The sequence below is a fragment of the Synechococcus sp. FACHB-909 genome, assembly GCF_014698945.1.
Classification (GTDB): Bacteria; Cyanobacteriota; Cyanobacteriia; order PCC-6307; family Cyanobiaceae; genus Cyanobium.
This window is the reverse complement of the sequence record NZ_JACJTY010000003.1, coordinates 1-25,201: the sequence shown is the minus strand read 5'-3', so window position 1 is coordinate 25,201 and position 25,201 is coordinate 1. Positions and strand designations below refer to the sequence as shown.

Sequence of the window (25,201 nt, the reverse complement as noted above, 5' to 3'; positions counted from 1 at the left end):
ATGTCCGACGCTAGTGGTCCTGGGAAGAAGGGAAAGGGCGACGGCTCGCCCAGCGCAACTGGCACACCATGCCCCGCAGCAGGGCCACCTCCGGGCCACTGACCTGGCCGCGCTGCAGCAGGGCCCGCAGCTTGGCCATCCGGGCGGCGGCGGTGTGGGGCAGCAGGAAGCCCACCTCCAGCAGCAGCTCCCGGGCGTCGTCGAGCATGGCTTCGAGCACCCCCCGGGGGCAGGGGCCCTCCCCGACGGGAGCCTGCGGGGCCGGGGCCTGCGCCGGCGTCGGGCCGCGCCGCCCGAGGCGGTGCAGGTCGTGCAGCACGACTGCCACGGCATGGGAGAGGTTGAGGGAGCCGTGGGGGGTGGGGGTGGGAATCTGCAGCAGCCGGCCCGCCTGCAGCAGCTCGTCGTTGCTCAGCCCCCGGTCCTCCCGTCCGAACACCAGCGCCGACGGCAGGGCCCGGTCGCCGGCCAGCAGCCAGGCCAGGGCCTCATCGGGTTCCTCCAGGGGCAGGGGCTCCCCCTCCGGACGGCCCGTGGCGGCCACCACCCGTCCGCAGTCGGCCAGGGCGGCGGCCAGGGTGGGGAAGATGGTCGCCCGCTCCAGCAGGGGCAGCCCTTTGACGGCCATCAGACGGGCCTCCTCACCGAGGGGATCGCAGCGGGGGGCGACCAGGCGCAGACCCTCGATGCCGTAGTTGCGGCAGAGCCGGGCCACGCTGCCCACGTTGAGGGGGCCGGCCGGTTCCACCAGGACCAGCGTGGGGCTCAAGGCAGGGAGTGCAGGAAGGCCAGCAGATCGGCCATGGCCTGGGGTTCGGGCTGGAAGCTGGGCATGGGCGGGGTCCGGCCGCTGACCACCTGCTGGATCAGCTGGCGATCGTTCTTGCGCCGCTCGACGCCGTGCAGATCAGGGCCCACCAGCCCCTGGGCGGCCAGCCCGTGGCAGCCGGCGCAGTTGAGCCGGAACAGGCGGCCCCCATCGGTGGCCGAGCCGGTGAGCTCGAGGGTCTGGCGGGTGTAGGGATCGCTGCGGGCCGCCGGCAGCACCACCACCACCAGCAGCAGGATGCAGGCCACCGCCGCCAGCGTCGCCAGGGCCGCCACCAGGCTGCGGCGCCGGGCGAGGGGCTGTTCGCCTCCCATGGGAGTGGAGGGCGTCACGGCGGCCGGGGTGCTGGGGGACGGACTGATCACAGTGCTGCGGTGGGTCTCGCGCTGCCGGCGGTGGTCGTGGAAGAATTGTGCATCGCCGGAACCGACCGCCCCTCCATGATCGAACCCCTCCTCTGCGGCATCGTGCTTGGACTGATCCCCGTGACGCTCGTGGGTCTGTTCGTGGCGGCCTGGAACCAGTACCGCCGGGGCAGTGCCCTCGGGGGCTGAGCGTTCGTTTCGACACACCCTAGCCAGTCCGGCCGCCCGGTTCTCCCCCTCGGCGTCTGAACCTCAGCCCTTCCGTTGGGATGGCGATGGCGTCGCCGTCGTCGTCCCTTCGTCGCAGAGGCTCTGCAGAAAGGCATCCGCCTTGCTGCGGTTGTGCCTCCTGAACAGTCCCGTGCGCCGGTGGCCGAAGCCCCCCCGGCGTTGGTCGAACCTTGCCAGCCAGCTCTGCAGCAGCGTCATCGACCAGTCCCGGCGCCGGGAGAAGGCGGCGAAGCCGACCACCAGCACGAGGGCGGAGAGCACGGCACGGATGCTGCCCTGGATGATCTGCCAGAGACCCGACGGCTGAATCCCCCGGAGCTGGTCACCGGCGCGGATCTCCGTCCGCTCCAGCGTTTCGAGCATGGTCTTGCGCAGCGCCGGCAGGGGCTGGGCGAGGTCGGCGGGGCTCAGGGGAGGGACCCCGAGGCCCTGCAGGCGACGTTGCAGGTCCGCGGTGCTGGCGGATTTGTTGATGGCGTCCCGCACGGCCGAGATCCTGCCGGTGACCTGGCGGAGTTGGCTGCTCTGCTGGCCGTTGGCGTTGCTGACGCCGCGCCACACCGCATAGCCCTGCAGGGGGATCAGCAGCAGAAAGCCCAGCACGGCGGCCAGGGCCAGGGCGGCGAGGTTGTCGCGGCGGCGGATTAGATGGGGATTGGCGGGGTCGAGATAGGCAGCCAGATGGAGCACGGCCAGGCCGAGCAGGCCGAGGAAGCCGTTGTTGATCAGGGCGTTGGTGAACCGCAGCTGCCAGGCCGGATCCAGGAGCCGCGGCGGCAGGATGGCGGCCAGCACCACCAGCGCGTAAAGGATCAGCAGGCAGACGGCGAGAAGCCCGAACTGGGAGGCCATCTGTCGGGAATCGTCGGAGCGCGGATCGACACGCGTCGGGGAGGCAGCCATGGCGGTTCCGGGAGGAAGGGGCGGAAGTGGGTAGGCAGGTGAAGAAAGAAAAAAGGCCCTGCCGGGAGGCGGGGCCGGGAAACGTTCTCAGCAGCGGGCGTCAGGCCTTGACGCGCGCCCCGTTGATGCGACGGCGCAGCTTGCGGCTGAAACCGAAGGCCACACCGGCGCCGAGGACGGGCAGGGGACCAGGGACAGTGGAGGTTTGCTGGAAGCTGTTCTCGAAGGAATCAATGGCCCCAGCGCCGTTGTATTCATTTCGTACGGTCAGGATCTGTGGGCCGCCAGCTACGTCGTCAAAGCTCGACGATCCATTCGTGCTGCTGAGAGTAATTGGGACTGTGCCGCCAGTGAAATTGGCCGTCAGAATGCTGGGGGGATTTGCGAATGGATCTGCGTCGGAGTCAAGGTCGACAGCACTGAAGACCCGGCTGGGATCGGTGATCGAAGCCACGTAGGTGAAGTCGAAGCTGTTCGTGGTGAAAGTGGGAAAGTCCAGGTTGAAGAGATAGTCGCCTGGGAGAGGTTGATTTGCAGAGACAGTCGATGAGGCAAGATTGCCGAGTATGGCTGTCGAGTCGTGGGAGAAGACTTTGTCGCCGCAGGTGAGGTCCGTACCGGCGACCCAAGCTGCCCAGGAGATCTGAACTCCGCAGCCTGTTGCGGCTTCGGCCGACCCCGCCGAGAGCGCCGCGCCGGCGCCGCCAAGCAGGGCGGCCGCCATCAGGCCCCGGGTCAGGAGGCGCTTGGGGCCGAAGGGGGTGGGGGTGGATGGTCTGGAAGGGGTTGATGGAAGGGATGGCATGGCCGTGAACGCCGGAATGGGCCCTATCTGAATACCATCCATATCCGGGGTGAAAGGTGTTAATCGGGGTCACGACTTGACATCTGCAGCGGATATACTGCAGATGGACTGACCGCGCATGAAGATTTTTCAGCTGGAGATAAAGCCCGTCAGCAGATCTGCAAAAAAGGAGACTTCAGGTTGGCCAGGTATCAGCAGGCAGCGCGGGTGCAATCTCCAGCAGCACCACCGTGCTCCCCCCGTAGCGCCGCTGATCACGACAGCGCCATCCCGGCGGCACCTCCGGCACCCCATCGCTGGCGCATTCCCACACCAGGATCCCCTCGGGGGCCAGCCAGCCGCCCTTGAGCACGGCCGCCGCGATGGGTACGTAGAGGCCGGCCGCATAGGGGGGATCAACGTAGATCAGGTCAAAGGAGCTGGGGTCGGCGCGGGCCAGCCAGCGCAGCACCTCATCGCCGTCCACCCGGCAGCGGGGGGGGGCCTCCGGCGCGGCCGATCGGCCCTGGCGCACCAGTTCCAGATTGGCCCGGGCCACCGCGGCGATGCGGCGATCCCGCTCCACGGCCACCACCTCGGCGGCGCCGCGCTGCAGGGCCTCGCAGGCCATCACGCCGCTGCCGCAGCAGAGATCCAGCCAGCGGCTGCCGGGGACCCGGTGGGCCAGCAGGTTCATCACCGCCAGACGCACCCGGGCGGCGGTGGGCCGGGCGGTGCTGCCGGGCGGGCTCTGCAGCCGCCGCCCGCCGCTCAGCCGCAGCGTCACAGGCTGGCGACCCAGTCGAGCCAGCGGCGCAGCATCGCTTCGCCCACGGGCCCGGACTTCTCCGGGTGGAACTGGCAGGCGGCGATGGTCCCCTGCCACACCGCCGCGGTCACCGGGGTGCCGGCGTAGTCGACGAGGGCCGTGCTGGCCGCGGCGTCGGCCGGCTCGGCGGCGAAGGAGTGCACGAAGTAAACCCAGGCCTCGGGGGTGGCGGCCGGCAGCAGGGGGCTGGCGGTGGCCGGGATCAGGGGGGCCCAGCCCATGTGGGGCAGGGGGTGGCCCGCCACCCGCGGCAGGGAGCGCACGCGGCCGGCCAGCACGCCAAGCCCATCGGTTCGGCCTTCCTCGCTGGCCTCGAACAGCAGCTGAAGCCCCAGGCAGATCCCCAGCAGCGGGCGGCCGCTGGCGCAGGAGCGGCGCAGGGCCTGCTCCAGCCCGGCCGAGCGCAGCCGCTCCATGGCCGGATCGAAGGCGCCGACGCCCGGGAGCACCAGGGCCTCGCAGGCCTCCAGGTCGGCCGGGCCGTGCACGCTCACCAGCTCGGCACCGAGCCGCGCAAAGGTGCGCTGCACCGAATGGAGGTTGCCCATGCCGTAGTCGATCAGGCCGATGCGGCTCATGGCTGGCTGACGCTCGGGACCCGCTCGGCCGGATGCTCCAGGGCCGGTGAGGCGGGCAGGTCGAGGCCGTTGAGGTGGTCGATGAACTGATAGAGCCTGCCGACGCGGCGTTTGTCGAAGCGCAGCCGCAGGCAGGGCCGCAGCAGGCCGTTGTCGTCGACGCCCTCACCGGACTGGATGGCGCCGTCTTCCAGCAGGTCGGCGAAGCGGCGGTTCAGCTCCGGCAGCAGGCTGCGGGGCACCTCGGCGTTGAGCAGCAGCTCGATGCGGTCCTGCCCCAGCTGGGCGCTGTGGAACACCCGGTAGAACCGGCAGATATGGGTCACGGCCTCCTCGGCGCTGGAGGCTTCCACCATCAGATCCACATCCTCCGGGGAGATCAGTCCCCGGGTGGCCAGCTCCTGGTGCACGTTGTGCTTCCAGACCTTCCAGAAATCGTCGCCGTCCGGGGAGAGCAGCACCAGGGGAATCGGCGACGTGCGCCCGGTCTGGATGAGGGTGAGGCACTCGAACAGTTCATCGAGGGTGCCGAATCCCCCGGGCATCACCACCAGCGCATCGCTCTCCATCAGGAAGAACAGCTTGCGGGTGAAGAAGTAGCGGAAGTAGAGGAGGCGCCCCTCGCAGGCGCTCACGTAGGGGTTGGGATGCTGCTCGAAGGGCAGATCCACGTTGAGGCCGATGCTGTGGTCGCATCCCGCGCCGCTGTTGGCGCCCTCCATGACGCCGGCCCCGGCTCCCGTCATCACCTCGAAACCGGCCTCCACCGCCTGGCGGGCGACGTCCTCGGCCAGCAGGTAGCAGGGATCCTCGCGGCGGGTGCGCGCCGAGCCGAAGACGCTGATCTTGCGCGCGCTGCGCCTGGGGCGGAACACCTCGAGGGCCTCGCTGATGTCGGCCAGACAGCCGGCGATCAGGCGCCACTCCTCCTCCTCCTTCTCCTGACGCGCCACCTGGAGCAGCGACACCACGGCGCGCTCGATCTGACGGCGCTGGGGGTGGCCGTGGAGAGCTTCGGCGAGGGCCTGCAGGGGGCTGATGCCCGCCGCCGGCGGGGGATTCGGGGGGAGGGGCGGCGTCAGCGGAGCGGTGTCAGAGGTATTTGGAGATGGTGCCCGACAGGGTGTTTTTGGGAACGGCACCCACCACGGTGTCGACCTTCTGGCCACCCTTGAAGAGCATCAGGGTGGGAATGCTGCGGATGCCGTACTGGCTGGCGACGTTGGGGTTTTCGTCGGTGTTGAGCTTGTAGACGCGGATCTTGCCCTCGTATTCCTTGGCGATCTCATCGACGATCGGGGCCACCATGCGGCAGGGGCCGCACCAGGGTGCCCAGAAATCAACCAGCACGGGCACATCACTCTTGAGCACGTCTTGCTCGAAGGAGGCGTCGGTGACGGCAGCGGCGCTGGACATTCCTTGCAGACTCGGGATGTAGTGAATCTAGCAACCGGGTTCGGCCGCTCTTCCCGGGAATGGGGCCAGCGTTGCAGGCCGTAGCGGAACCCGGAGGCAGTGCCGCCGGGATCGGCGGCAGAAGACAAAAAGCCCGGACACGCCGGGCCGGGGGGTGTGAGGAGTGTGCGAGCCGGAGCCCCCACATCCAGAGGTTAGCCCCCATCTCGCCTTGAGGCCGTGGCGTCCAGACCTGGGACGACCTACTTGCCCATGCCCAGTTGCTGGGCCTTCTGGTACACCTTGCCCTCGGTCAGAAGGGAGGGCGCCACCACCACCTCCACCTCCCGCATTTCCTTGAGGGTGCGGGCCCCGAGGGTGCCCATGGAGGTGCGGATGCAGCCCAGCAGGTTCTGGGTGCCGTCGTCGAGGCCGGCCGGACCGCGCAGGATCTTCTCCAGGCTGCCGGTGGTGCCCACCTTGATGCGCGTGCCCCGGGGCAGCACCGGGCTGGGGGTGGCCATGCCCCAGTGGAAGCCCCGGCCGGGGGCCTCGGCGGCCCGGGCGATCGGGGAGCCGATCATCACCGCATCGGCCCCGCAGGCCAGGCACTTGCAGATGTCACCGCCGGTGACGATGCCGCCGTCGGCCACCACCGGTACGTAGCGGCCGCTCTCCCGCTCGTAATCGTCCCGGGCTGCGGCGCAGTCGGCCACGGCCGTGGCCTGGGGAATGCCGACGCCCAGCACACCCCGTGACGTGCAGGCGGCGCCGGGGCCGATGCCCACCATCACCCCGGCGGCCCCGGCCCGCATCAGCTGCAGGGTGACGTCGTAGGTGACGCAGTTGCCGATCACCACCGGCACGCCGAGGTCGCGGCAGAGGGCGGCCAGGTCGAGGGTCTGGCGGCCTTCCGGGCCGATGTGCTCGGTGGAGACCACCGTCGCCTGCACGAAGAACAGGTCGGCGCCCGATTCCGCCACCGCCGCCCCGAAGCGCAGGGCGGCCACCGGGGTGGCACTCACCGCCGCGATGCCGCCGCCCGCCTTGATCTCGGCGATCCGCTGCCGCACCAGGTCCTCACGGACCGGCTGGCTGTAGAGCTCCTGCATCAGGCCCACGAACTCCTCGCGGCCCACCGAGGCGATCTTCTCGAGCACCGGCTCGGGGTCGTCGTAGCGGCACTGGACGCCTTCGAGGTTGAGCACCCCGAGCGCCCCCAGGCGGGTGAGCTCGATGCACATGCCCACATCCACCACCCCGTCCATGGCGCTGGCGATGATCGGGATCTCCCGCTGGATTCCCCCCAGGCTCCAGCTGCTGTCGGTCACCTCGGGATCGACGGTGCGACCGCCCGGGACCAGAGCGATTTCATCGATGCCGTAGGCGCGGCGTACGGTCCGGGAGCGACCGAGCTGAATGTTCACCGTTGGACGGACACAGTGGGCACAAACTATCAACCGGTCCGCGACGGCCCCTGGCCCGTGCCCGTGCCCTGGATCACTCCCGGCCGCGGAAGTCGTTCCAACGGCGGCTCCAGTCGGCGAAGACCTGGTCCCGGTCGCTCTTGCGCACCAGCCGGGTCGCGGTGAACCGGAGCGCGGCGATCAGGCCCACCAGCTCCAGCAGGCCGCCCACCAGGGGCAGGCTGTCGAGCGTGCCGATCAGGGACGCGTAGACCCGCAGCAGCAGCACCACCCCGATCAGGATCGCCAGCCCCTTGAGGGGGCCGCGGAAGCGCTGCCACTGGGCCTGCAGTTCGCCGCTGCCGAGCCAGTCCTTGATCTTCTGCAGCAGCAGATCGAATTCGCCGCCGCCCTCGCCGGCCGGCTCCGCCGAGCCCTCCAGGGGGGGCACCTCCAGGGTGGCGGTGATGCCGGGTTCCGGCTCGCTCACCGGGGTGGGCACCGGCGCCGGGACCTCGCTGTCGGCTTCGGCCAGGGGCTCGAACCCGGCACTCATCGGCTCCGGCTCTGGCTCCGGTTCCGGCTCGGGGGCCACGTGCTCCGGTTCATGGGCCACGGGTTCCGCCGCCCACGGCTGCGGCGACGGTCCGTTCTCCTGGGCCTCGGGGCTGGAGGGGGCCTCGGGGCTGGAGGGGGCCTCGGGGCTGGAGGGGGGCTCGGGGCTGAAGGGGGTCTCGGCCATGGCAGGCGCCGGCAGCTCACGGCGGAGCTTACGGCCGTTTTCCCCCACCGCCCCGGAGCTGTGCAGGGAGTTCAGCTGTCGAGGGGAATCAGCCCACCACGGCCGGAGAGGGGCCGGACCGGCAGGCGCAGCGGAAAGCGGTCCTCCTCGAGCCAGGTGATCAGCTCGGCGCCGATCGACTCGGCCAGCCGTGGGCTGTGGGCCGGAGCGGCGGTGACGCGGCGTCCCTCCACCTGGATCCGGCCGGACCTGAGCCCGGCGTAACTGACCGAACCGAGGCGGGGCCGCAGGCGGCGCGGAATGGAGACATCCAGCACCGGCGCCTCCAGGTCCTCGTCGCCGCAGGCGGCCTGGCGGGCGACCGCTTCGTTGATCAGGGGGATCGGCGCCGCCAGGCCCACCAGCAGGGCGGCGCCGTGGCCCTCGAAGAAGCACGGCCGCAGCCATTCGGGCCGCAGGCCGTGCAGATCCACGCTCACCGCCGCCACCGCCCCGGGGCTGAGGGCATGGCCGGCGGCGGAGCGCCGCACGCCGGGCTGGTGGCCGCTGCCGCTGCCCACCACCCAGCCGATGGCCCCCGCCACCAGCACCGGTGAGCCCGGCCCCAGCAGCGCCAGCCCCGGCATGGTCAGGCCGATACTGCCGGCACCGCCGCAGCTGTGCAGGGCATTGCCGAACGGTCCCAGCGCGGGGCCCCAGGGGCTGCGCAGCACCCCTTCGGCGCTGCTCACCGCCACCAGGCCGTTCTCGGTGATGCCCCGGTGCAGCAGCAGCCGGCCGGAGCCGATCCGCTCCAGATCCAGCTGGGCCTGCAGGTCCCGGCGGGGATGCAGGGCGGTGATGTCCCCGGTGGCGGCGAGGGTCAGGCTCCCGCCCCGCAGCAGCCGGTCGAGCAGGTGGGCGCCCCCCTGCCGCTGGGCTTCCCCGAGCCCACCGCCGATGGGCAGCACCAGGTCGCCGCCACCGCCGCCGCTCTGGGCGCCGAAGGATTCCAGCTGGGCGTCCCGGAAGCGGATCGGCGGATCGCTGGGGCCGATATTGAGGTGCAGGCTGCCCTGATCGGTGAATTCGGCATTGGCGGCCACCACCACGTCGGTGGCCGCGTAGGCCTCCGCCAGCCCCGCCTCGGCCACCAGCCGGCGGAAGTCGGCGGCGGCCCGCACCCGCAGCACACCCTTGCGCTGGCGCTGGCGCAGGGCCGATTCACTCCGGGCCGGCAGGGTCATCGATAGAGTGGGTTGTGCCCCATACGGTCTTGCATGGCGGATCCAACCGGACCCGGTGAATCCGACGGACGGATCATCCAGACCGACCTGCGCAATGAGATGTCGCGCTCCTACCTGGAGTATGCGATGAGCGTGATCGTGGGCCGGGCCCTGCCCGATGCCCGCGACGGCCTCAAGCCGGTGCACCGGCGCATCCTCTACGCGATGTACGAGCTCGGCCTCACGAGCGACAGGCCCTACCGGAAATGTGCCCGTGTGGTGGGGGAGGTGCTCGGTAAGTACCACCCCCACGGCGACACGGCCGTCTACGACGCCCTGGTGCGCATGGCCCAGGACTTCTCGATGCGGATGCCCCTGATCGACGGGCACGGCAACTTCGGCTCGGTCGACAACGATCCGCCGGCCGCGATGCGGTACACGGAATCGCGCCTGCAGGCCCTGACCACCGACAGCCTGCTGGAGGACATCGAAGCCGAGACCGTCGACTACATCGACAACTTCGACGGCTCCCAGCAGGAACCCACCGTGATGCCGGCCCGGGTGCCGCATCTGCTGCTCAACGGCTCCTCCGGCATCGCCGTGGGGATGGCGACCAACATCCCCCCCCACAACCTCACCGAGCTGATCGACGGGCTGCTGGCCCTGATCGACGATCCGGAGATCGAGGACCGAGCCCTGATGGCGATCATCCCCGGACCCGATTTCCCCACCGGCGGCCAGATCCTCGGCCGCCGCGGCATCCGCGAGACCTACACCACCGGCCGCGGTTCGATCACCATGCGCGGCGTGGCCTCGATCGAAACGGTGGAAGCCAAGGGCCGCCCCGACCGGGATGCGGTGATCATCACCGAACTCCCCTACCAGACCAACAAGGCCTCCCTGATCGAGCGCATCGCCGAGCTGGTCAACGACAAGAAGCTCGAGGGCATCGCCGACATCCGCGACGAAAGCGATCGCGACGGCATGCGCATCGTGATCGAACTGCGCCGCGACGCCTACCCCCAGGTGGTGCTGAACAACCTGTTCAAGCTCACGCCGCTGCAGAACAACTTCAGCGCCTACATGCTGGCCCTGGTGAAGGGCGAACCGGTGCTGCTCACCCTCGGCAGGATGCTGCGGGTGTTCCTGGATTTCCGCATCGAGACGATCGAGCGGCGCACCCGTTACTTCCTGCGCAAGGCGGAGGAACGCGACCACATCCTGCAGGGTCTGCTGCTCGCCCTCGACCAGCTCGACCCGATCATCGCCCTGATCCGGGCCGCCCCCGACACCGCCACCGCCCGGGCCCAGCTGCAGGAGCGCCATGGCCTCAGCGAGATCCAGGCCGACGCCATCCTGCAGATGCAGCTGCGGCGTCTCACGGCCCTGGAGGCCGACAAGATCCGGCTCGAACACGACGACCTCGTCGCCAAGATCGCCGACTACAAGGACATCCTCGGCCGCCGGGAGCGGGTGCTGGGCCTGATCCAGGAGGAGCTCCAGGTGCTCCGCACCCGTTATGACTCCCCCCGCCGCACCGAGATCCTCGACCTTGAGGGCGGGCTGGAGGACATCGACCTGATCGCCAATGAGCGCTCGGTGGTGCTGCTCACCGAGAACGGCTACCTCAAGCGGATGCCGGTGAGCGAGTTCGAGGCCACCAGCCGCGGCACCCGCGGCAAGGCCGGCACCCGCAGCCAGGGCGAGGAGGCGGTGAAGCTGTTCATCAGCTGCAACGACCACGACGCCCTGCTGCTGTTCAGCGACCGGGGGGTGGTGTATTCCATTCCCGCCTACAGGGTGCCGATCTGCAGCCGTTCCGCCAAGGGCACGCCGATCGTGCAGCTGCTGCCGATTCCCCGCGAGGAGGCGATCACCTCCCTGCTGGCGGTGAGCGCCTTCGATGACGACGTCCAGCTGGTGATGCTCACCAGCGGCGGCTACATCAAGCGCACCCGGCTATCGGCCTTCAGCAACATCCGCTCCAACGGCCTGATCGCCATCTCCCTCGAGGACGGTGACGCCCTGCGCTGGGTGCGGCTGGCCCTGCCCGGCGACAGCGTGCTGATCGGCTCCCTCAAAGGCATGACGATCCACTTCCGCCTCAGCGATGAGGAGCTGCGTCCCCTGGGCCGCACCGCCCGCGGCGTGCGGGCCATGAATCTGCGCCCCGGCGACGAGCTGGTGAGCATGGATGTGCTCACGGCGGAACTGGCCGACCGTGTCGCCAGCACGGCCGAGACCGGCGCCGACGAGGAGGAGGGTGACGAGGTCGCCCCCAGCGAGGGTCCCTGGGTGCTGGTGGCCAGCGCCAGCGGCCTCGGCAAGCGGGTGCCGGTGGATCAGTTCCGGCTGCAGCGCCGCGCCGGCATGGGTCTGCGGGCAATCAAGTTCCGCCGCGACGGCGATGTGCTGGTGGGCCTCAAGGTGCTCGGGGCCGGCGAGGAGCTGCTGCTGGTGAGCGAGCGGGGGGTGATCGTGCGCATGAAGGCCGACGCCATTCCCCAGCAGTCCCGGGCGGCCACCGGGGTGCGGCTGCAGAAGCTGGATGCCGGCGATCGCCTCACCGAGGTGGTGCTGGTGCCGCCGGCCGCCGAGGAGGAGGAGCTGGCCGATGGGCCGGTGGTGGACACCGTTGATGTCACTGCCGGCGCTGCTCCAGAGGATGCGCCCCCGCCGGGTGCCCCCACGGACGCTCCCGGGGCCCCGGCCGGCGAGGAGCCCACTGTCCCTGAGGCCAGCGACGACTGATCCCACCACCGACTGAGCCCCCGGCGGGCTCAGCGCTGGCCCAGGGCCCAGAGCAGCAGCACCCCGTAACCGGCCAGGCTCGCCAGCTGCAGGCCCAGCTCCAGCCGTTCGATGCGGCGTTCGAGCCGTGGCCGCTGCGGGCCGCTGCCGTCGCTGGCGAGACGATCCAGCCGATTGGCGCACCAGATGAACTCGCAGAAGAACACCAGGGTCACCAGGTAGGAGAAGGCGTAGAGCCCATCCAGCACGGTGAGATAGGGCAGGGAGGGCAGGGAGTCGCGGTAGGCCTGCTGCATGAACACCAGCGTCAGCAGGATCACCGGTGGGATCGCCAGGCGCTCGGAGCTGAAGCCGGCCCGCAGATTGGGGGTGAGCAGCATCACCACCATCGTGATCGTCAGGGGCAGCAGCCACTTGACCAGGGCCGCCCAGCCGATCGGGTCATAGAGCAGCTCCATCTCCAAGCCGCCGCGGCTGGGGAACAGGCGCCAGCTGCGCAGCCGGTAGCCGTTCATGTTGCTGCGGCGGCTGACGCCGGAGGCGGCGCTGTCGGCCTCCAGCCGGATCCTGGGCGGGTCAGGGATCGTGGCGGGAAAGCTGGGGTCGGCCACCAGCCGGATCTGCAGCGGCAGGGTGCCGAAGGGGTAACCCCGATAGTCGATCTCATCGGAGTAGAAGTTGCCGTTGAAGCGGTAGTCGCGGCCCAGATCCGCCCCCAGCCGCAGCGGACCGCTGCTGGCCTCCAGCAGGGAGTCCCAGGGCTCCACCAGGTTCTGGAAACGCACCAGCGTCAGGGGATCCACGCCGGCCGCCAGCCACCGCCCCATCACCGCCGCCGGTGCCGAGAGCCGCAGCGTCCCTTCGACGCTGAAGGTCTTCTCCCGCGAGGAGAAGCGGTAGACGTTGTCCACCGCCATGGCGACCCGGATCGTCACCCCGGAGGGCGGCACCACCGGGGGCGGCACTGCGCCCCCTGCCCCTGCCGCTCTCGGCAGGGCGTGACCCGGGCCCGCCTGCAGGGCCAGGATGAGGATCAGGCCCAGGCCCAGGCAGGCCAGCGTCGCCAGCCGCCGGCGAGCAACACCGCGCATGGCCGTGGTGCAGGATGAGCCCTCACCGTACCGGCGAGATGGCGAGGGACGTGCTGGTGCTCGGCGGCGGCCCCGCCGCCCTCTGCATCGCGGCGGCCCTGGCGGACCAGGGGCTCGCCGTGGCCCTGCTGGCGCCCGACGATCCGCGCGCCCCCTGGCTCAACACCTACGGCATCTGGGGGGACGAGGTGGATGCCCTGGGCCTGGGCCATCTGCTGGAGCACCGCTGGAGCCACACGGTCAGCTACTTCGGCGCCGGTGATCCGGACCCGGAGGCGGCGGCCAACCGCCCCACGGCCCACGGCCGCGATTACGGCCTGTTCGACCGCGCCGCCCTGCAGGGGCACTGGCTGGAGGCCTGCGGGCGCGGCGGGGTGGAGCTGCTCCAGGGGCTGGCCAGCGGCTGCGACGCCTCCGGGGCGTTGAGTGCGGTGGCGCTGGCCGATGGGCGCCGGCTGCAGGTGCGGCTGGTGGTGGACGCCACCGGCCATCAGCCGCTGCTGGTGCAGCGGCCCGACCGGGGCCCGGTGGCCGGCCAGTCGGCCTACGGCATCATCGGCCGCTTCTCGGCGCCGCCGGTGCAGCCCGATCAGTTCGTGCTGATGGACTACCGCGCCGACCACCTCAGCGAGGCGGAGCGGGCCGAGCCCCCCACCTTTCTCTATGCGATGGACCTGGGCGGCGGCCGCTTCTTCGTCGAGGAGACGTCGCTGGCCCTGGCCCCCCCGGTGCCCTTCGATGTGCTCCAGCAGCGCCTCCACCGCCGCCTGGCCCACCGCGGCGTGGTGGTGCAGGAGGTGGAGCACGAGGAGTTCTGCCTGTTTCCGATGAACCTGCCCCTGCCGGACCTGCAGCAGCCGGTGCTGGGCTTCGGCGGGGCGGCCTCGATGGTGCACCCGGCCTCCGGCTACATGGTGGGCGCCCTGCTGCGCCGGGCCCCGGCGGTGGCGGCGGCGGTGGCGGCGGCGATGGCCGATGCCGATGCCCCCTCGGCCCTGCTGGCCCGAGCGGGCTGGGGCGCCCTCTGGCCCCCGGCCCTGCGCAGCAAGCACGCCCTCTACCAGTTCGGTCTGGGCAAGCTGATGGGCTTCTCCGAGGCCGAACTGCGCCAGTTCTTCGCCAGCTTCTTCTCCCTGCCGGGCCCCCAGTGGTATGGCTTCCTGGCCAACACCCTGACGGTGCCGGAGCTGCTGGCGGCCATGCTGCGCCTGTTCGCCCTGTCCCCGTGGGCGGTGCGGGCCGGCCTGCTGCTGCCGCCGCGCCGGCCCTAGGCCGGCGGCGCCAGCCCCAGCACCTCGGCGCTCTCGCTGCGGATCCGGCGGCAGAGGTCGGCGTCGCTGCGGATTGATTCGCCGTAGGAGGGCAGGATCCGCTTGAGGGTGTCCTGCCAGCCGTCGGGCAGCTTCTCGCGGAAGCAGGAGTGGAGGATTTCCAGGGCGATCGCCACGGCGGCCGACGCGCCGGGGGACGCCCCCAGCACGGCCACCAGGGACGTGTCGGCGGCGTGCACCACCTCGGTGCCGAACTGGAGCACCCCGCCGCGCCGGGCATCGGCCTTGATGATCTGCACCCGCTGGCCGGCCACGGCCAGGGTCCAGTCGGAGGGGCGGGCGGTCGGATAGAAGTCGCGCAGGGCGGCGAAGCGCTGCTCGGCGCTGGCGAACACCTGGCCGATCAGGTACTGGGTCAGGGGCAGGTTGTCCCGGGCCACCGCCAGCAGTGGCAGCAGGTTGCCGGTCCGCAGGGAGCGGGGCCAGTCGCAGAGGGAGCCGCTCTTGAGGAACTTGCTGGAGAAGCCCGCGTAGGGACCGAACAGGATCCAGTGGCGGCCGTCGACGAGGCGGGTGTCGAGGTGGGGCACCGACATCGGCGGTGAGCCGGCGGCCGCCATGCCGTAGACCTTCGCATGGTGGCGGCTGGCCACGGCGGAGTCGCCGCAGCGCAGCCAGAGGCCGCTGACGGGAAAGCCGCCGTAGCCCCGCCCCTCCGGGATCCCCGATTTCTGCAGCAGGGTGAGGGCGCCGCCGCCGGCCCCGAGAAACACGGTGCCCGAATCGATCAGCCGGGTCTCCCCGGTGGTCTGGTCCCGGGTCTCCAGGCGCCAGCCACCCTCCGGCCGCCGCCGCAGCGATTGCACCGCCGTGGAGAACCGCGCCTTAAAGGCCCCGCTGGCCCGCAGGTGATCCAGCAGCTGGCTGGTGAGGGCCCCGAAGTTCACGTCGGTGCCGTCGGCGATGTGGGTGGCGCCGATCGCCTGGGCCGGGTTCCGGCCCTCGATCAGCAGCGGTGCCCATGCCGCCACCTGGGCGTGGTCCTCGCTGTAGGCCATCCCCCGGTAGCAGTGGTGGGCCGCCATCACCCGGTGGCGTTCCCGCAGGTAGGCCCGCCGCTCCTCCCCCAGCACGAAGCTCATGTGGGGGACGCCCTGGATGAAGGCCCCGGGGGAGCCCAGGGCCCCGTCCCGCACCAGGTGGGTCCAGAACTGACGCGACAGGTCGAAGGCTTCGTTGATGTCGAGCGCCTTGGCGAGGCTGATCGAGCCGTCCGCCGCCATCGGCGTGTAGTTGAGCTCGCAGTTCCCCGCATGGCCCGTGCCGGCGTTGTTCCAGGCGCTGGAACTCTCCTGGGCCTCCTGGGGCAGGCCCTCGACGAGCAGGAGACGCAGGTCCGGCCGCAGCTGCCGCAGCAGGGTGCCCAGGGTGGCGCCCATGATCCCCGCCCCGACCAGGGTCACATCGACGGTGGTCAGGGTCACGGGGTCTGCGGTGGGATCGGTTCGGCCAGCAGGCCGGGCGACACGGTATCCGATGGCCGTCGGCGCCTGGCAGCATGGATCCTCTTGCGCCCCCGTGCCGCGGGTGAGAGCAGTGACGCAGGCTCCCCCGGCCATCCCCGATGGCCCTGCCGCTGGCGCCGGCGACGCCCAGGCCTGCCGGGAAGAACTGCTGGGGTTGCTGCGGGGCGGATCTCCCGGCGCTGCAGCCCCCGCCGCCGGGCGCATCGAGGCCCTGATCGAGCGGTTGGAGCACCTGCAGCCCGCCGATCTCACGGCCCAGGCTGACCAGCTGGCGGGGGTGTGGGAGCTGCGCTGGAGCAGCAGTTCCCTGCCCTATCTGGCGGTCAGGCCCTGGCTGGAGAATCTGCAGTTGCTCGATCCCGCCGGTGGGCGTGCCCTGAACCTGCTGCGGCCGGCCGGCCCCCTCGGGCCCCTGGCGGGGATCGCCGTGCAGGCCAGCATCGCCGTGGCTGCCGAGGCCCCCCACCAGCGGGTGTCGGTGCGGTTCGAGCGGGGCGGCTGGCTGGGGCCCAGGTTCGGAGACCAGCGGCTGGAGCTGTTCCGGCAGGTGCGGCAGAGCTTTCCCGCCTGGCTCGATGTCACCGTGCTCGATGACGAGCTGCGGGTGAGCCGCGGCCAGAACGGCACCCTGTTCGCCCTGGTGCGGCGTCAGGACCTGGCCCTGGCGGCGTTTCTGGCCTGAGGGCCCCGAGCCCCCTCACCAGCGCCCCTCACCAGCCCCCGTCGTCGTCCCCGTCCTCGGCCGGCTCGGGCGGCCAGGCCAGGTGCACCGCCACCGGCGCATGGTCGCTGGGCTGCGCGTTGCCGCGCACCCCCTTGTGGATCACGCAGCCCGTGGCACAGGCCAGCAGCTCCTCGGAGAGATAGATGTGGTCGATGCGCCAGCCCCTGTCCATGTCCCAGGCGCCGGTGCGGTAGTCCCACCAGCTCCAGTGGCCGGTGTCCGGTTCGAAGACGCGGAACACGTCCTCCAGGCGATCGCCCAGGGCGTCCCTCAGGGCCTGGCGCTCCGGCTCGCTGGCCATGATCCCGCCGCTGAGGCGGTCCGGGTCGTGGATATCGCGGCCCTCCAGGGCGATGTTGAAGTCCCCCACCATCGCCAGGGGTTCCCCTTCGGCGTCCTGGGCCTCCAGGTAGCGCCGCAGACACCCCAGCCACGCCAGCTTGTAGGGGTACTTGTCTGACGTCAGGGCCGAGCCATTGGGCACGTAGAGGTTGAGCACCCGCACCCCTTCGATCCAGGCACTGATCACCCGTTTCTGTTCGCCCAGCTCCTCGGCCGCCGGATCGTCCGGCAGCAGGGCGGCGAAGCCCACCCGCACGTCCTCGATCGGCAGCCGGCTGAGGATGGCCACGCCGTTGTAGGCCTTCTGGCCGCTGATCACGGCCCGGTAGCCCAGGGCCTCGAAGGCCGCGTGGGGGAACAGCTCGTCCGCCACCTTGGTTTCCTGCAGGCAGAGCACGTCGGGCGCTTCGGCCTGGAGCCAGGCGCACACCTGATCGAGCCGGGTGCGCACCGAGTTGACGTTCCAGGTGGCGATCCGCAGGGCCATGGCGACAGAACGGGGAACCGGCTGAGGGCCCTTATCATGAAGGCCTTGGTGATTCGACCCTCCGCCGGCAGGAGCCATGAACCGTTCGTTTTCTCTGCAGGCCTGCGCGGCCGGCGTCGGGGCCCTCGCCCTGCTGATGGCTGGTGAGGCCCGGGCCCAGCAGGCCGGCTACGGCCAGACCCTCGGTACCAGCATCCAGGAGCGTCAGCTCTACGACTACGGGCCGAGCAAATCGGGATCCGGCAGCGGTTCGATCCTCGACAGCACCAACCCGCTCGACCTGATGAACAAGCTGAAGCGCAGCACCGCCCTGGACGACGCCACGCCCCCCAGCTCCGCCATCGATCAGGCCCTCAGGGAGTTTGACGCGAAGACGCCGAAGCCGGCGCCGGCGGGGTCGGCCGGGCAGCTGAAGGGGATCTGAGCGGCTCGAGGCCCCAGCTGGCCGCCAGTTTGTCGAGCCTCGGATCCGGCTTGTCGGGATCGGGGCTCCGCAGTCGTGCCTGGGCCAGGGCCTCCTGGGCTCCCTTGGTGTCGCCCCGGTCGTGGCGCAGCATGGCCAGCCCCAGCAGGGGGCGCTGGTCCTGGGGGAACAGGTTGGCCAGCTGCAGGTAGGTGGCCGCCGCCGTTGTCGCCTGGCCACGTTTGAGCTGCAGTTCCGCCAGCAGCAGGCCGATGCCGAGGGCCTCCGGCCTCACGTCGGGTTTGATCGCCATCCCGTAGGCCGCCTTGACGCGGGCCTCCGCGGCGGCGCCGCGCCCCTGCTCCAGGTTCAGCAGGCTGAGCAGCTGCAGGGCCTCCACCTGGGTGGGACGCAGGTTGAGGATCTGACGCAGTTCCCGTTCGGCGCCGCTGCTGTCGCCCTGGTCACGGCGCAGCTCGGCCAGCATCAGCCGCAGGGACCAGCGCTCGGGCTCCCGGTCGGCCATCGGCTCGAGCAGGCCGACGGCCTCCCCCTTGCGATCGAGGGCGACGAGCAGTTCCAGCAGCCGCTGACGGTCGGCCGGGGTGGCCTCATCGGCGTCGAGCCGCAGCCGCAGGCGGGTGGCCTCCTTGGTCAACAGCGTCCGCTTCGGATCGGCGCTGGCCTGGGTGGCTGACTGGCGGTGACCCAGCCACCAGCCTCCCCCGAGGGCCAGGATCCCGACCAGGCTGACGGCCAGCAGCGACCAGAGGCCGCTCAGGCTTCGGTTCGGGGAGGGCATCCGTTGACGGTGTGGGCTCGGTGTCGCGACCGAGTCTGGCCTGGGCATCGCGCTTCCGCTGCTGCTTACATTGACCCGGGCCAGTCCAGGTACCGCCACGGGGTTTTTCCTTCCACCATGCGCCAGCATCCCATTTCCCCGGTCACCGAGCCGCTCCAGTACCGGGCCATCGGAGTGGTGCGCGGTTCCTACGTGCCGGCCGATCCGGCCCAGCTCACCAGGGGCGTGATCCGCACCGCCGAGGGCACCGAGATCGAAGCGGTGGTGCTCGGCCGCCTGCTCACCCTGATGCGCCGCCATCTCGACCTGGAGACCCCCCATCTGTGGGTCGTCTACCCCCGCTCCCGGGAGGAGAACCAGCTCCACCTGCAGATGGTGGGGGTGTGGGAGCCCAGCACCCTCTCGACGCCAGGGGCCGAAGCCGCCGAGCCCGCCGCAGAGGCGCCCGCTGCCGCCGACCAGCTCCCCGAGGGCGACGACTACTTCTCGATCCGCGGCGAGCTGATCTTCACCCGCCCCGAGACCGGCGATCTGGTGATCAAGGTGCGGCAGCAGCCCCGCCCCGACGGCAACCGTCCGGTGCCGTTCAAGCTCCAGCTGCGCGGTGAGATTCCCCTGGAGCACCTGCGCCATTTCGTCTCCCTCGACCTGCGCCGCCAGGGCCAGCAGCTCGCCGTCGAGCGTTTCGAGGTGATCGGCCCGGTGGCCCAGCGGGGCAACCGCGGTGGTCGGGGGGCCCGCCGACCCGGCGCTGACAAGGGCGGCCCGGCCAAGCCCAAGGGCCATGACCGGGCCGTGACCCGCCAGGGCCGCTGAGATGACCAGCGGTGCCTTCACGGCCGGGGTCGTGGTGCTGCTGCTCAGTCTTGCCGCCGTGGTCGGTCCGCTGGTCGGGCTCTCCCCCTGGTGGGTCACCCTGCTGGTGGCCCTGGGCCTGGGTTCCCTCACTGTTGACGCGGCCCGCTTCGGCGGGCGGGGCGGCCACCTGCTGGCCGAAGCCCTGCCCGGCGGTGCGTGGCGCCTGCGCCGCATCGCCGTGCACGAGGCCGGCCATGCCCTGGCGGCGGACAGCGACGGCCTGGCGGTCCGGCGGGTGCTGGTGGGCAGCCTGGCCTGCCTGCGGGCCGGCGTCGACAGCGGCGGCTGCACCGAATTCGCCCTGCCAGAGAGCGTGAAGCTCTCCGCCGAGGACCTGCGCCGCTGGAGCCGGGTGCTGCAGGCCGGCATGGTGGCCGAGACCCTGGTCTACGGCGACAGCGTCGGCGGCGACGACGACCGGGCCCTGCTGGGCCGTCTCTGGGGCCTCTCGGGTTTCGACGTCGAGATGGCCCGGCTGGAGCAGCGCCGGGCCCGCCGTGAGGTGGAGCAGGCCCTGCGGGCGCGCCGCGCCGAGATCGAAGCCGAGGCCGACCGGCTGCTGGCGGCGGCGCCCCGGTTCGGACGCCGGACCCCTTCATGACCCTGGCCCTGCTGGATTGCCCCACCGGTCTGGCCGGCAACATGTTGCTGGCGGCCCTGCTGGACCTCGGCCTTCCCCCGGAGGTGATCGCGGCCCCCCTGGCCGCCCTGGGGCTGGAGGGCCGCTACCGGCTGCGGATCGAGGAGCGGCGCAGCGCCGGGCTGCGGGGACTGCACCTGGACGTGGAGTCGCTGGAGCCCCAGCCGCACCATCGGCCCTGGGGGGCGTTGCGCGGGCAGCTCCAGAGCGCTCCCCTGGAGCCGGCGCTGCAGGAGAAGGTGCTGGCGGTGTTCGGGCTGCTGGCGGAGGCGGAGGCGGCGGTCCACGGCCACGCCGCCGAGGCCGTGGAGTTCCACGAGGTGGGGGCGATCGATGCCCTGGTCGACATCGTCGGCGTCTGCGCCGGGCTGCTCCATATGGGGGTTGAGCAGCTCGTCTGTGGCGTGCCGCCGGCGGGCCATGGCCGTGTCGTCACCGCCCACGGGGCCCTGCCCCTGCCCGCCCCGGCGGTGCTGGAAATCGCCCGTTCCCGGGGGCTGCCGCTGGGCTCCAGTGAGGGCTTCCCCGCCGGCGAGCTCACCACCCCCACCGGGATGGCCCTGGCGGCCTGCTGGGCCGACCGGTTCGGCCCCTCCCCCGCGGCCCTGCCGCTGCGGGTGGGGGTGGGTCTGGGCAGCCGCGAGCTGGATCGGGCCAACCTGCTTCGGCTCACCCTGGCCCGTCCCCTGGCGGAGGCGGGTGCGGAGGGGGCCATTGAGGGGGGCAGCGAGGGGGGCGAGCTGCGCGAAGCCCTGCTGCAGCAGCAGGCCCAGATCGACGACGCCACGGCCGAGGACCTGGCCTTCCTGGCCGAGGCCCTGCGCCGGGACGGGGCGCTGGAGGTGTTCAGCCAGCCGGTGGCGATGAAGAAGGGACGCACCGGCACCCTGATGACGGCGCTGATGCCCCCGGAGCTGGGGCCCCGGCTGCGCCGGGTGTGGTGGCGCCACGGCACGACGCTGGGGGTGCGGGAGCAGCTGCAGGACCGCTGGATCCTGCCGCGACAGAGCGAGACGCTGGCCACCCGGCTGGGGCCGGTGCGGATCAAGTGGGCCACCCTCCCCGACGGCCGCCGGCGGGCCAAGGCGGAGCACGCCGACCTCGTGGAGCTGGCCGCACGCCTGGGGCGCTCGATCGAGGAGGTGCGCGACGAGGTGCGCCGGGCCCTGCCCGCCGACGGGGGAGCCCCATGAGCGCCTGGTCCCGCCACCTGCTGGCCCTGCTCCAACGCCTGGGGACCGGCCTCGGGGCCCTGCGGCGCCGGCTGCCGTCGCCCCCCAAGCTGCCGGCCCTGCCCGGCGGCCTGCGCCCCTGGATCACCCTGGGCAGCATCGGCTTCGTGATGGCGGCCCTGCTCAGCCACGGTCGCCAGCTGGTCCAGCTGCGGCTCGATGGCCAGGGCTGGCTGTGGTTGCTCCTGGGCGTCGGCGTGAGCCTGCTCAGCCTGGTGGTCAACGGCCTGGCCTGGGGCGTGGTGCTGCGCTGGCTGGGCCTGCGCCCCGACTGGGCCGCGGTGGTGGAACTGCACGTGGCCACCAACCTGCGCAAGTTCCTGCCCGGGGGCATCTGGCACCTGGCCTCGCGGGTCCAGCGGCTGCGCAGCGAGGACACGCCCCTGGCCGCGCCGGTCGGCACGACCATGGCGCTGGTGGCGGTGCTGCTGGATCCCCTGGTGGCGGCGGTGGCGGCCCTGGCGCTGGTGCCCCTTGGCGGCTGGCAGGGCGGGCTGGGCCTGGTCTGTCTGCTGCCCCTGGCCCTGCTGCTGCCCCGCTGGCTCGACCCCCTGCTGCTGCGGCTGGAGCGGCGCCGGGCGCGGGACCTCGGCCTGGAGGAGGAGCTCAGGCAGGAGACGCCGCTGGAGCGGTCGACCGTGCTGCGGGGCTATCCCTGGCCGCCCCTGCTGGCGGAGATGGCCTTCGTGCTGCTGCGCTTCGCCGGCTTCTGCTGCTGCATCCAGGCCTTCGACCTGCCACTGGCGAACGATGCCACCGTCTGGCTGGCGGGATTCGCCCTCGCCTGGACCGCCGGACTGGTGGTGCCGGGGGCGCCGGGGGGCCTGGGGGTGTTCGAGGCGGTGCTGCTGTTGCGGATGGGGGTGGCCCTGCCGGAGGCGCCGCTGCTGGCGGTGGCCCTCAGCTACCGCCTGATCGTCACGCTCACTGATCTGCTGGGGGCCGCCCTGGTCAGCCTGGACGGCAGCCTGGCCCGGGGGGCGTCGTCCGGGCCCCCGACGTCGGCCAGCACACCAACCTCCGACACCCCTTCTCAATAGGCCCTAGTGTTGCGAAGGTCTGGGATCGCGTGGTGAACACTCCCCCCACCGGTCTGGCCCAGCCCCGCAGCCTGCGCACCACCCTGAACGACCGGGGCCAGCGGCTCACGCCCCAGCGTCAGCGGGTGCTGGATCTGTTCGAGCGGATCGGCGAGGGCAGCCACCTGAGCGCCGAGGAGGTGCACCTGCGCCTGGTGCGCAGCCAGGAGCGGGTGTCGCTGGCCACCGTCTACCGCACCCTGCGGCTGCTGAGCTCCATGGGGCTGCTGCAGGAGCTGGAGCTCCCGGAGGGGGGGCGCCGCTTCGAGCTGGCCGGTGACGCCCACCGCGACCATCACCATCTGGTCTGTGTCCGCTGCGGCCGCACCGAGGAGTTCGAGAGCGGTGCCGTGCTGGCGGCCGGCGAGGCGGCGGCAGGGGCCTTCGGCTTCCGGCTGCTGGAGTGCGTCCTCAACGTGCGGGCCCTCTGTCCGGCCTGCGCAGCTGAGGAGCAGGGCTGAGGGGGACGCCGGGGCCGAGCAGGGGCAGCTGCAATTGCTGATCGGCCCAGTGGGCCGCCAGGGCCGCCAGCAGGCTGGACCGGTCGCCACGGATGCGGAGCATGGGGTGGAAGGGGGAGATGTCGGCCTCCAGGCTGGGGCGCGTCCCCCGGGCCGGCGCGATCCATGGCACGGCTCCAGGCAGCGGATGACACCAGTGGATGAAACCGGCGGGAGGTGCGCAGCTCCTGAAGAGCCGTGGCAGGGACCCGTCGAGCCCCCTAGATGGAGGGGGTGCCCGGAGTGGGAGAGGCAAGATCCGGTCTTCCCGAGCACGATGGCCGCTCCCGCCGTGATCGAACCCCATCCATCCACGGGCGATGGGGACTTTCCTGTAGCCACGGCGCCCTGGCCATGAACCGCACAGGCCCCCCGGACCCCCTTCCCGTCCACCAGCTCCTGCTCTCCCTGCTGGCGACGGAAGCTCCTGTCGCGTGTTGGTACGAGCGGGTGCTGCCGTTCAGCGGCACCCTGCCCCAGCTCACCAGCCGCTGGAGGCATCGGCGCGCCGTCGTTGCCGTGGTGGCGGCCTTTCGCAGCCTGGGCCAGGTGATCTTCATCAACAATCCCCTCAGTGGCCTGCTGCTGCTGCTGGCTCTGCTGCTGCAGTCGCCGTCGGTGGCGCTGTTCGCCGCCTTCGGAATCGCGGCGGCCCACCTGGCCGCCAAGGCCCTCGGCAGCTCCTGGGACGACCGCCACAACGGCATCTACGGCTTCAACGGAGCCCTGGTGGGCAGTGCCATCGGCACCTTCGCCGATCTGGGTCCTCCCGGAGCTTTTCTGCTCTGGACGCTGGCGGCCCTGGGGAGTGGGGCGCTGAGTTCCGTGCTGGTCCACGGCCCGGGCCGTCGTCTGCATGCCGCCACCGGCCTGCCGCCGATGACGCTGCCCTTCTGTCTGGTGACCTGGGGGTTGCTGGCGCTGGTCACCCTGGCGGACGTGCCGCCGCTGCAGCTCCACAGTCCCGCGATGGTGCCACCGGCGGGTTCGGCCCTGCAGGCCTTTCTGCTGGCCCTGCCGCGGGGCTTCGGTCAGGTCTTCTTCTGTGGTGATCTGGCCAGTGGCTTGTTGGTGCTGGCGGCCACGGCCGTCGCCAGTCCGATGGCGGCAGGGGTGGGTCTGATGGGGGCGGCGATCGGGGCGTTGGCGGGCCTGGCCAGCGGTGCCGCCGGCGCCGTCGGCCTGGGCCTCTGGAGCTACGACGGCGTTCTCAGCGCCATTGCCATCGGTGGCATCTTCCATGCCCCCACCAGGCGCAGCCTGGGGGTGGCGGCCCTGGCGGCCCTCGCGGCCAGCCTGCTCACCCAGCCAATGGAGCGGCTGATGCCGCTCGGATTGCCGGCGCTCACGCTGTCCTTCATCGTCGCCACCCTGGCCACCCTGCTGGTGGTGCGCCGGGCGCTGCCCACCGTTGTGCCGGTGGCGCTGCACGCGATCCTCACGCCGGAGGAGCATCTGCAGCGCTATCTGGTGACCCGGCGGCTGCTGAACGATTACCGCTCCCGTCTGCGCGGGGCCGTGGGCGGAGGCGCCTGGACCAGCCTGGCCCCGTCGGCGGATCCGGCGCTGCTGGGGAGGTTTGAGGAGCTGTTCGAGCGCCTCGACCGCGACCGGGACGGCCAGCTGAGCCTGTCGGAACTGGTCGACGGAATCGAACAGGTCCCCGGCGACCCTGACCAGGGCCCCAGCGACCCTGCGGCGGCCCTGGCCAGGGTGCTTGCGGCCATGGATCTCGATGGCGACGGGGTGGTGGACAGGGCCGAGTTCATCGAGGTGATGCTGCGCCTGCGCCGGCTCTGGGACGGACAGGAGCGGCTGAAGCGCTACCTGATCCCCGTCGATGCGGATGGCGATGACCGGCTCGACCCTGGCGAGATGGACCGGCTGCTGAGCAGCATCGGCCAGCCACCACTCAATCGGCTGGAGCAGCGGGCGGTGTTCGGGCCTGAGCGTTCCGGGCTGACCTGGCACGCCTTCTTCGATCGGTTGCTGCTCACCTGAGGGCCTGGGGGCCGCCGCTGCGGCAGAGCGGCTTCGCAATCACCAGCTGCTATTGAGAATCGCTTGCAAAAGTGCCCGTGGGTCCTCTAGGTTGAGAGCCATTCGCAATAAGGCCCCCTCCCTTCCCCCGATGCGTTACCGCTTCCTCCCCGACGATCCCGTCAGTGCCGTGCGCATGCCCGCCGGTCAGACGGTCCTGCTTGACCCCACCCCCCGCCCCGGCGGTT

At 71.5% G+C, this 25,201-nt stretch carries 26 protein-coding genes; 11 read left to right on the top strand and 15 right to left on the bottom strand.

The annotated features are described in order from the left end of the window. Window positions 1-10: 10 nt before the first annotated feature. Complete coding sequence (locus H6G99_RS06230; protein ID WP_190610574.1) at window positions 11-769, bottom strand: RNA methyltransferase; 759 nt, start codon at window positions 767-769, stop codon at window positions 11-13. After that, entirely contained in the window at window positions 766-1,143 is a 378-nt protein-coding gene (locus H6G99_RS06225) for a c-type cytochrome (RefSeq protein ID WP_190610573.1), read from the bottom strand. The genes H6G99_RS06230 and H6G99_RS06225 overlap by 4 nt, the downstream gene beginning before the upstream one ends. 126 nt (window positions 1,144-1,269) lie before the next feature. On the opposite strand from H6G99_RS06225, the gene petG reads away from it, so the two are divergent. Continuing rightward, on the top strand, window positions 1,270-1,383 hold the full coding sequence (gene petG, locus H6G99_RS06220) for a cytochrome b6-f complex subunit V (RefSeq protein ID WP_015110794.1): 114 nt from the start codon (window positions 1,270-1,272) through the stop codon (window positions 1,381-1,383). 63 nt (window positions 1,384-1,446) lie between these two features. Here the strand turns inward: petG and H6G99_RS06215 are convergent, their stop codons facing one another. From H6G99_RS06215 to H6G99_RS06175, 9 genes are all read right to left on the bottom strand, one after another. After that, window positions 1,447-2,328, bottom strand: a complete 882-nt coding sequence (locus H6G99_RS06215) for a hypothetical protein (protein ID WP_190610572.1) — start codon at window positions 2,326-2,328, stop codon at window positions 1,447-1,449. Window positions 2,329-2,428: 100 nt separating this feature from the next. Then, window positions 2,429-3,052 carry a hypothetical protein gene (locus H6G99_RS06210; protein ID WP_190610571.1) on the bottom strand — a complete coding sequence of 208 codons (624 nt, stop codon included), beginning with the start codon at window positions 3,050-3,052 and terminating at the stop codon, window positions 2,429-2,431. Window positions 3,053-3,308: 256 nt separating this feature from the next. Next, window positions 3,309-3,899 (bottom strand): 16S rRNA (guanine(966)-N(2))-methyltransferase RsmD, encoded by a 591-nt coding sequence (rsmD, locus tag H6G99_RS06205; protein WP_190610570.1) that lies wholly within the window; start codon window positions 3,897-3,899, stop codon window positions 3,309-3,311. After that, window positions 3,896-4,519 carry an imidazole glycerol phosphate synthase subunit HisH gene (gene hisH / locus H6G99_RS06200; RefSeq protein ID WP_190610569.1) on the bottom strand — a complete coding sequence of 208 codons (624 nt, stop codon included), beginning with the start codon at window positions 4,517-4,519 and terminating at the stop codon, window positions 3,896-3,898. The genes rsmD and hisH overlap by 4 nt, the downstream gene beginning before the upstream one ends. Then, the gene (locus tag H6G99_RS06195; protein WP_353617187.1) at window positions 4,516-5,490 is read right to left on the bottom strand and encodes an LOG family protein; all 975 of its coding nucleotides are present in this window, start codon (window positions 5,488-5,490) and stop codon (window positions 4,516-4,518) included. The genes hisH and H6G99_RS06195 overlap by 4 nt, the downstream gene beginning before the upstream one ends. A gap of 121 nt (window positions 5,491-5,611) precedes the next feature. Continuing rightward, window positions 5,612-5,935, bottom strand: coding sequence for a thioredoxin (gene trxA / locus H6G99_RS06190; protein ID WP_015110798.1), 324 nt, complete (start codon window positions 5,933-5,935; stop codon window positions 5,612-5,614). A 242-nt stretch (window positions 5,936-6,177) separates the two neighbouring features. Continuing rightward, window positions 6,178-7,341 carry a GuaB3 family IMP dehydrogenase-related protein gene (locus H6G99_RS06185; protein WP_094584827.1) on the bottom strand — a complete coding sequence of 388 codons (1,164 nt, stop codon included), beginning with the start codon at window positions 7,339-7,341 and terminating at the stop codon, window positions 6,178-6,180. Between the two features lie 73 nt (window positions 7,342-7,414). Continuing rightward, window positions 7,415-8,062, bottom strand: coding sequence for a CAAD domain-containing protein (locus H6G99_RS06180; RefSeq protein ID WP_190610568.1), 648 nt, complete (start codon window positions 8,060-8,062; stop codon window positions 7,415-7,417). A gap of 71 nt (window positions 8,063-8,133) precedes the next feature. Continuing rightward, window positions 8,134-9,288, bottom strand: a complete 1,155-nt coding sequence (locus H6G99_RS06175; RefSeq protein ID WP_190610567.1) for a homocysteine biosynthesis protein — start codon at window positions 9,286-9,288, stop codon at window positions 8,134-8,136. Window positions 9,289-9,321: 33 nt separating this feature from the next. On the opposite strand from H6G99_RS06175, the gene gyrA reads away from it, so the two are divergent. Next, on the top strand, window positions 9,322-12,018 hold the full coding sequence (gyrA, locus tag H6G99_RS06170; protein ID WP_190610566.1) for a DNA gyrase subunit A: 2,697 nt from the start codon (window positions 9,322-9,324) through the stop codon (window positions 12,016-12,018). A gap of 29 nt (window positions 12,019-12,047) precedes the next feature. On the opposite strand, the gene H6G99_RS06165 is transcribed toward gyrA, so the two are convergent. Beyond that, window positions 12,048-13,109: a ligand-gated ion channel gene (locus tag H6G99_RS06165; RefSeq protein WP_190610565.1), complete on the bottom strand. Its 1,062-nt coding sequence runs from the start codon at window positions 13,107-13,109 to the stop codon at window positions 12,048-12,050. A gap of 14 nt (window positions 13,110-13,123) precedes the next feature. Here H6G99_RS06165 and crtL point away from each other — a divergent pair, with 14 nt between their 5' ends. Next, on the top strand, window positions 13,124-14,380 hold the full coding sequence (crtL, locus tag H6G99_RS06160) for a lycopene beta cyclase (RefSeq protein ID WP_190610564.1): 1,257 nt from the start codon (window positions 13,124-13,126) through the stop codon (window positions 14,378-14,380). Here the strand turns inward: crtL and mqo are convergent. Next, window positions 14,377-15,864, bottom strand: a complete 1,488-nt coding sequence (gene mqo / locus H6G99_RS06155) for a malate dehydrogenase (quinone) (protein WP_190610563.1) — start codon at window positions 15,862-15,864, stop codon at window positions 14,377-14,379. The two genes, crtL and mqo, sit on opposite strands and share 4 nt — an antisense overlap. 103 nt (window positions 15,865-15,967) lie before the next feature. Between mqo and H6G99_RS06150 the strand changes: the two genes are divergently transcribed. Then, the gene (locus H6G99_RS06150) at window positions 15,968-16,588 is read left to right on the top strand and encodes a PAP/fibrillin family protein (RefSeq protein WP_353617186.1); all 621 of its coding nucleotides are present in this window, start codon (window positions 15,968-15,970) and stop codon (window positions 16,586-16,588) included. A gap of 28 nt (window positions 16,589-16,616) precedes the next feature. On the opposite strand, the gene xth is transcribed toward H6G99_RS06150, so the two are convergent. Beyond that, window positions 16,617-17,453, bottom strand: coding sequence for an exodeoxyribonuclease III (xth, locus tag H6G99_RS06145; protein WP_190610815.1), 837 nt, complete (start codon window positions 17,451-17,453; stop codon window positions 16,617-16,619). Window positions 17,454-17,535: 82 nt separating this feature from the next. On the opposite strand from xth, the gene H6G99_RS06140 reads away from it, so the two are divergent. Continuing rightward, entirely contained in the window at window positions 17,536-17,883 is a 348-nt protein-coding gene (locus H6G99_RS06140; protein WP_190610561.1) for a hypothetical protein, read from the top strand. On the opposite strand, the gene H6G99_RS06135 is transcribed toward H6G99_RS06140, so the two are convergent. Then, complete coding sequence (locus H6G99_RS06135) at window positions 17,813-18,664, bottom strand: tetratricopeptide repeat protein (RefSeq protein WP_190610560.1); 852 nt, start codon at window positions 18,662-18,664, stop codon at window positions 17,813-17,815. The genes H6G99_RS06140 and H6G99_RS06135 overlap by 71 nt on opposite strands. 117 nt (window positions 18,665-18,781) lie before the next feature. Here H6G99_RS06135 and patR point away from each other — a divergent pair, with 117 nt between their 5' ends. From patR to H6G99_RS06105, 6 genes are all read left to right on the top strand, one after another. Further along, on the top strand, window positions 18,782-19,480 hold the full coding sequence (gene patR, locus H6G99_RS06130) for a heterocyst master regulator PatR (protein ID WP_094584816.1): 699 nt from the start codon (window positions 18,782-18,784) through the stop codon (window positions 19,478-19,480). Between the two features lies 1 nt (window position 19,481). After that, a complete protein-coding gene (locus H6G99_RS06125; protein ID WP_190610559.1) occupies window positions 19,482-20,123 on the top strand; it encodes a hypothetical protein in 642 nt (213 codons plus the stop codon). Next, window positions 20,120-21,355, top strand: a complete 1,236-nt coding sequence (gene larC, locus H6G99_RS06120) for a nickel pincer cofactor biosynthesis protein LarC (protein ID WP_190610558.1) — start codon at window positions 20,120-20,122, stop codon at window positions 21,353-21,355. Before H6G99_RS06125 ends, larC begins: the two co-directional genes overlap by 4 nt. Continuing rightward, window positions 21,352-22,434 (top strand): lysylphosphatidylglycerol synthase domain-containing protein, encoded by a 1,083-nt coding sequence (locus tag H6G99_RS06115; RefSeq protein ID WP_190610557.1) that lies wholly within the window; start codon window positions 21,352-21,354, stop codon window positions 22,432-22,434. Before larC ends, H6G99_RS06115 begins: the two co-directional genes overlap by 4 nt. Window positions 22,435-22,466: 32 nt before the next feature. After that, window positions 22,467-22,934: a Fur family transcriptional regulator gene (locus H6G99_RS06110; RefSeq protein WP_106220513.1), complete on the top strand. Its 468-nt coding sequence runs from the start codon at window positions 22,467-22,469 to the stop codon at window positions 22,932-22,934. 393 nt (window positions 22,935-23,327) lie between these two features. After that, window positions 23,328-24,974: an urea transporter gene (locus H6G99_RS06105; RefSeq protein WP_190610556.1), complete on the top strand. Its 1,647-nt coding sequence runs from the start codon at window positions 23,328-23,330 to the stop codon at window positions 24,972-24,974. Window positions 24,975-25,201: the final 227 nt, after the last annotated feature.

Bases quoted from the DNA above. Each gene is read 5' to 3' on its own strand.
- H6G99_RS06225 (WP_190610573.1), bottom strand. From the start codon at position 1,143: ATGGGAGGCGAACAGCCCCTCGCCCGGCGCCGCAGCCTGGTGGCGGCC.
- petG (WP_015110794.1), top strand. From the start codon at position 1,270: ATGATCGAACCCCTCCTCTGCGGCATCGTGCTTGGACTGATCCCCGTG.
- H6G99_RS06215 (WP_190610572.1), bottom strand. From the start codon at position 2,328: ATGGCTGCCTCCCCGACGCGTGTCGATCCGCGCTCCGACGATTCCCGA.
- H6G99_RS06210 (WP_190610571.1), bottom strand. From the start codon at position 3,052: ATGGCGGCCGCCCTGCTTGGCGGCGCCGGCGCGGCGCTCTCGGCGGGG.
- hisH (WP_190610569.1), bottom strand. From the start codon at position 4,519: ATGAGCCGCATCGGCCTGATCGACTACGGCATGGGCAACCTCCATTCG.
- trxA (WP_015110798.1), bottom strand. From the start codon at position 5,935: ATGTCCAGCGCCGCTGCCGTCACCGACGCCTCCTTCGAGCAAGACGTG.
- H6G99_RS06180 (WP_190610568.1), bottom strand. From the start codon at position 8,062: ATGGCCGAGACCCCCTTCAGCCCCGAGCCCCCCTCCAGCCCCGAGGCC.
- H6G99_RS06175 (WP_190610567.1), bottom strand. From the start codon at position 9,288: ATGACCCTGCCGGCCCGGAGTGAATCGGCCCTGCGCCAGCGCCAGCGC.
- gyrA (WP_190610566.1), top strand. From the start codon at position 9,322: ATGGCGGATCCAACCGGACCCGGTGAATCCGACGGACGGATCATCCAG.
- H6G99_RS06165 (WP_190610565.1), bottom strand. From the start codon at position 13,109: ATGCGCGGTGTTGCTCGCCGGCGGCTGGCGACGCTGGCCTGCCTGGGC.
- crtL (WP_190610564.1), top strand. From the start codon at position 13,124: ATGAGCCCTCACCGTACCGGCGAGATGGCGAGGGACGTGCTGGTGCTC.
- H6G99_RS06140 (WP_190610561.1), top strand. From the start codon at position 17,536: ATGAACCGTTCGTTTTCTCTGCAGGCCTGCGCGGCCGGCGTCGGGGCC.
- H6G99_RS06135 (WP_190610560.1), bottom strand. From the start codon at position 18,664: ATGCCCTCCCCGAACCGAAGCCTGAGCGGCCTCTGGTCGCTGCTGGCC.
- patR (WP_094584816.1), top strand. From the start codon at position 18,782: ATGCGCCAGCATCCCATTTCCCCGGTCACCGAGCCGCTCCAGTACCGG.
- H6G99_RS06125 (WP_190610559.1), top strand. From the start codon at position 19,482: ATGACCAGCGGTGCCTTCACGGCCGGGGTCGTGGTGCTGCTGCTCAGT.
- larC (WP_190610558.1), top strand. From the start codon at position 20,120: ATGACCCTGGCCCTGCTGGATTGCCCCACCGGTCTGGCCGGCAACATG.
- H6G99_RS06115 (WP_190610557.1), top strand. From the start codon at position 21,352: ATGAGCGCCTGGTCCCGCCACCTGCTGGCCCTGCTCCAACGCCTGGGG.
- H6G99_RS06105 (WP_190610556.1), top strand. From the start codon at position 23,328: ATGAACCGCACAGGCCCCCCGGACCCCCTTCCCGTCCACCAGCTCCTG.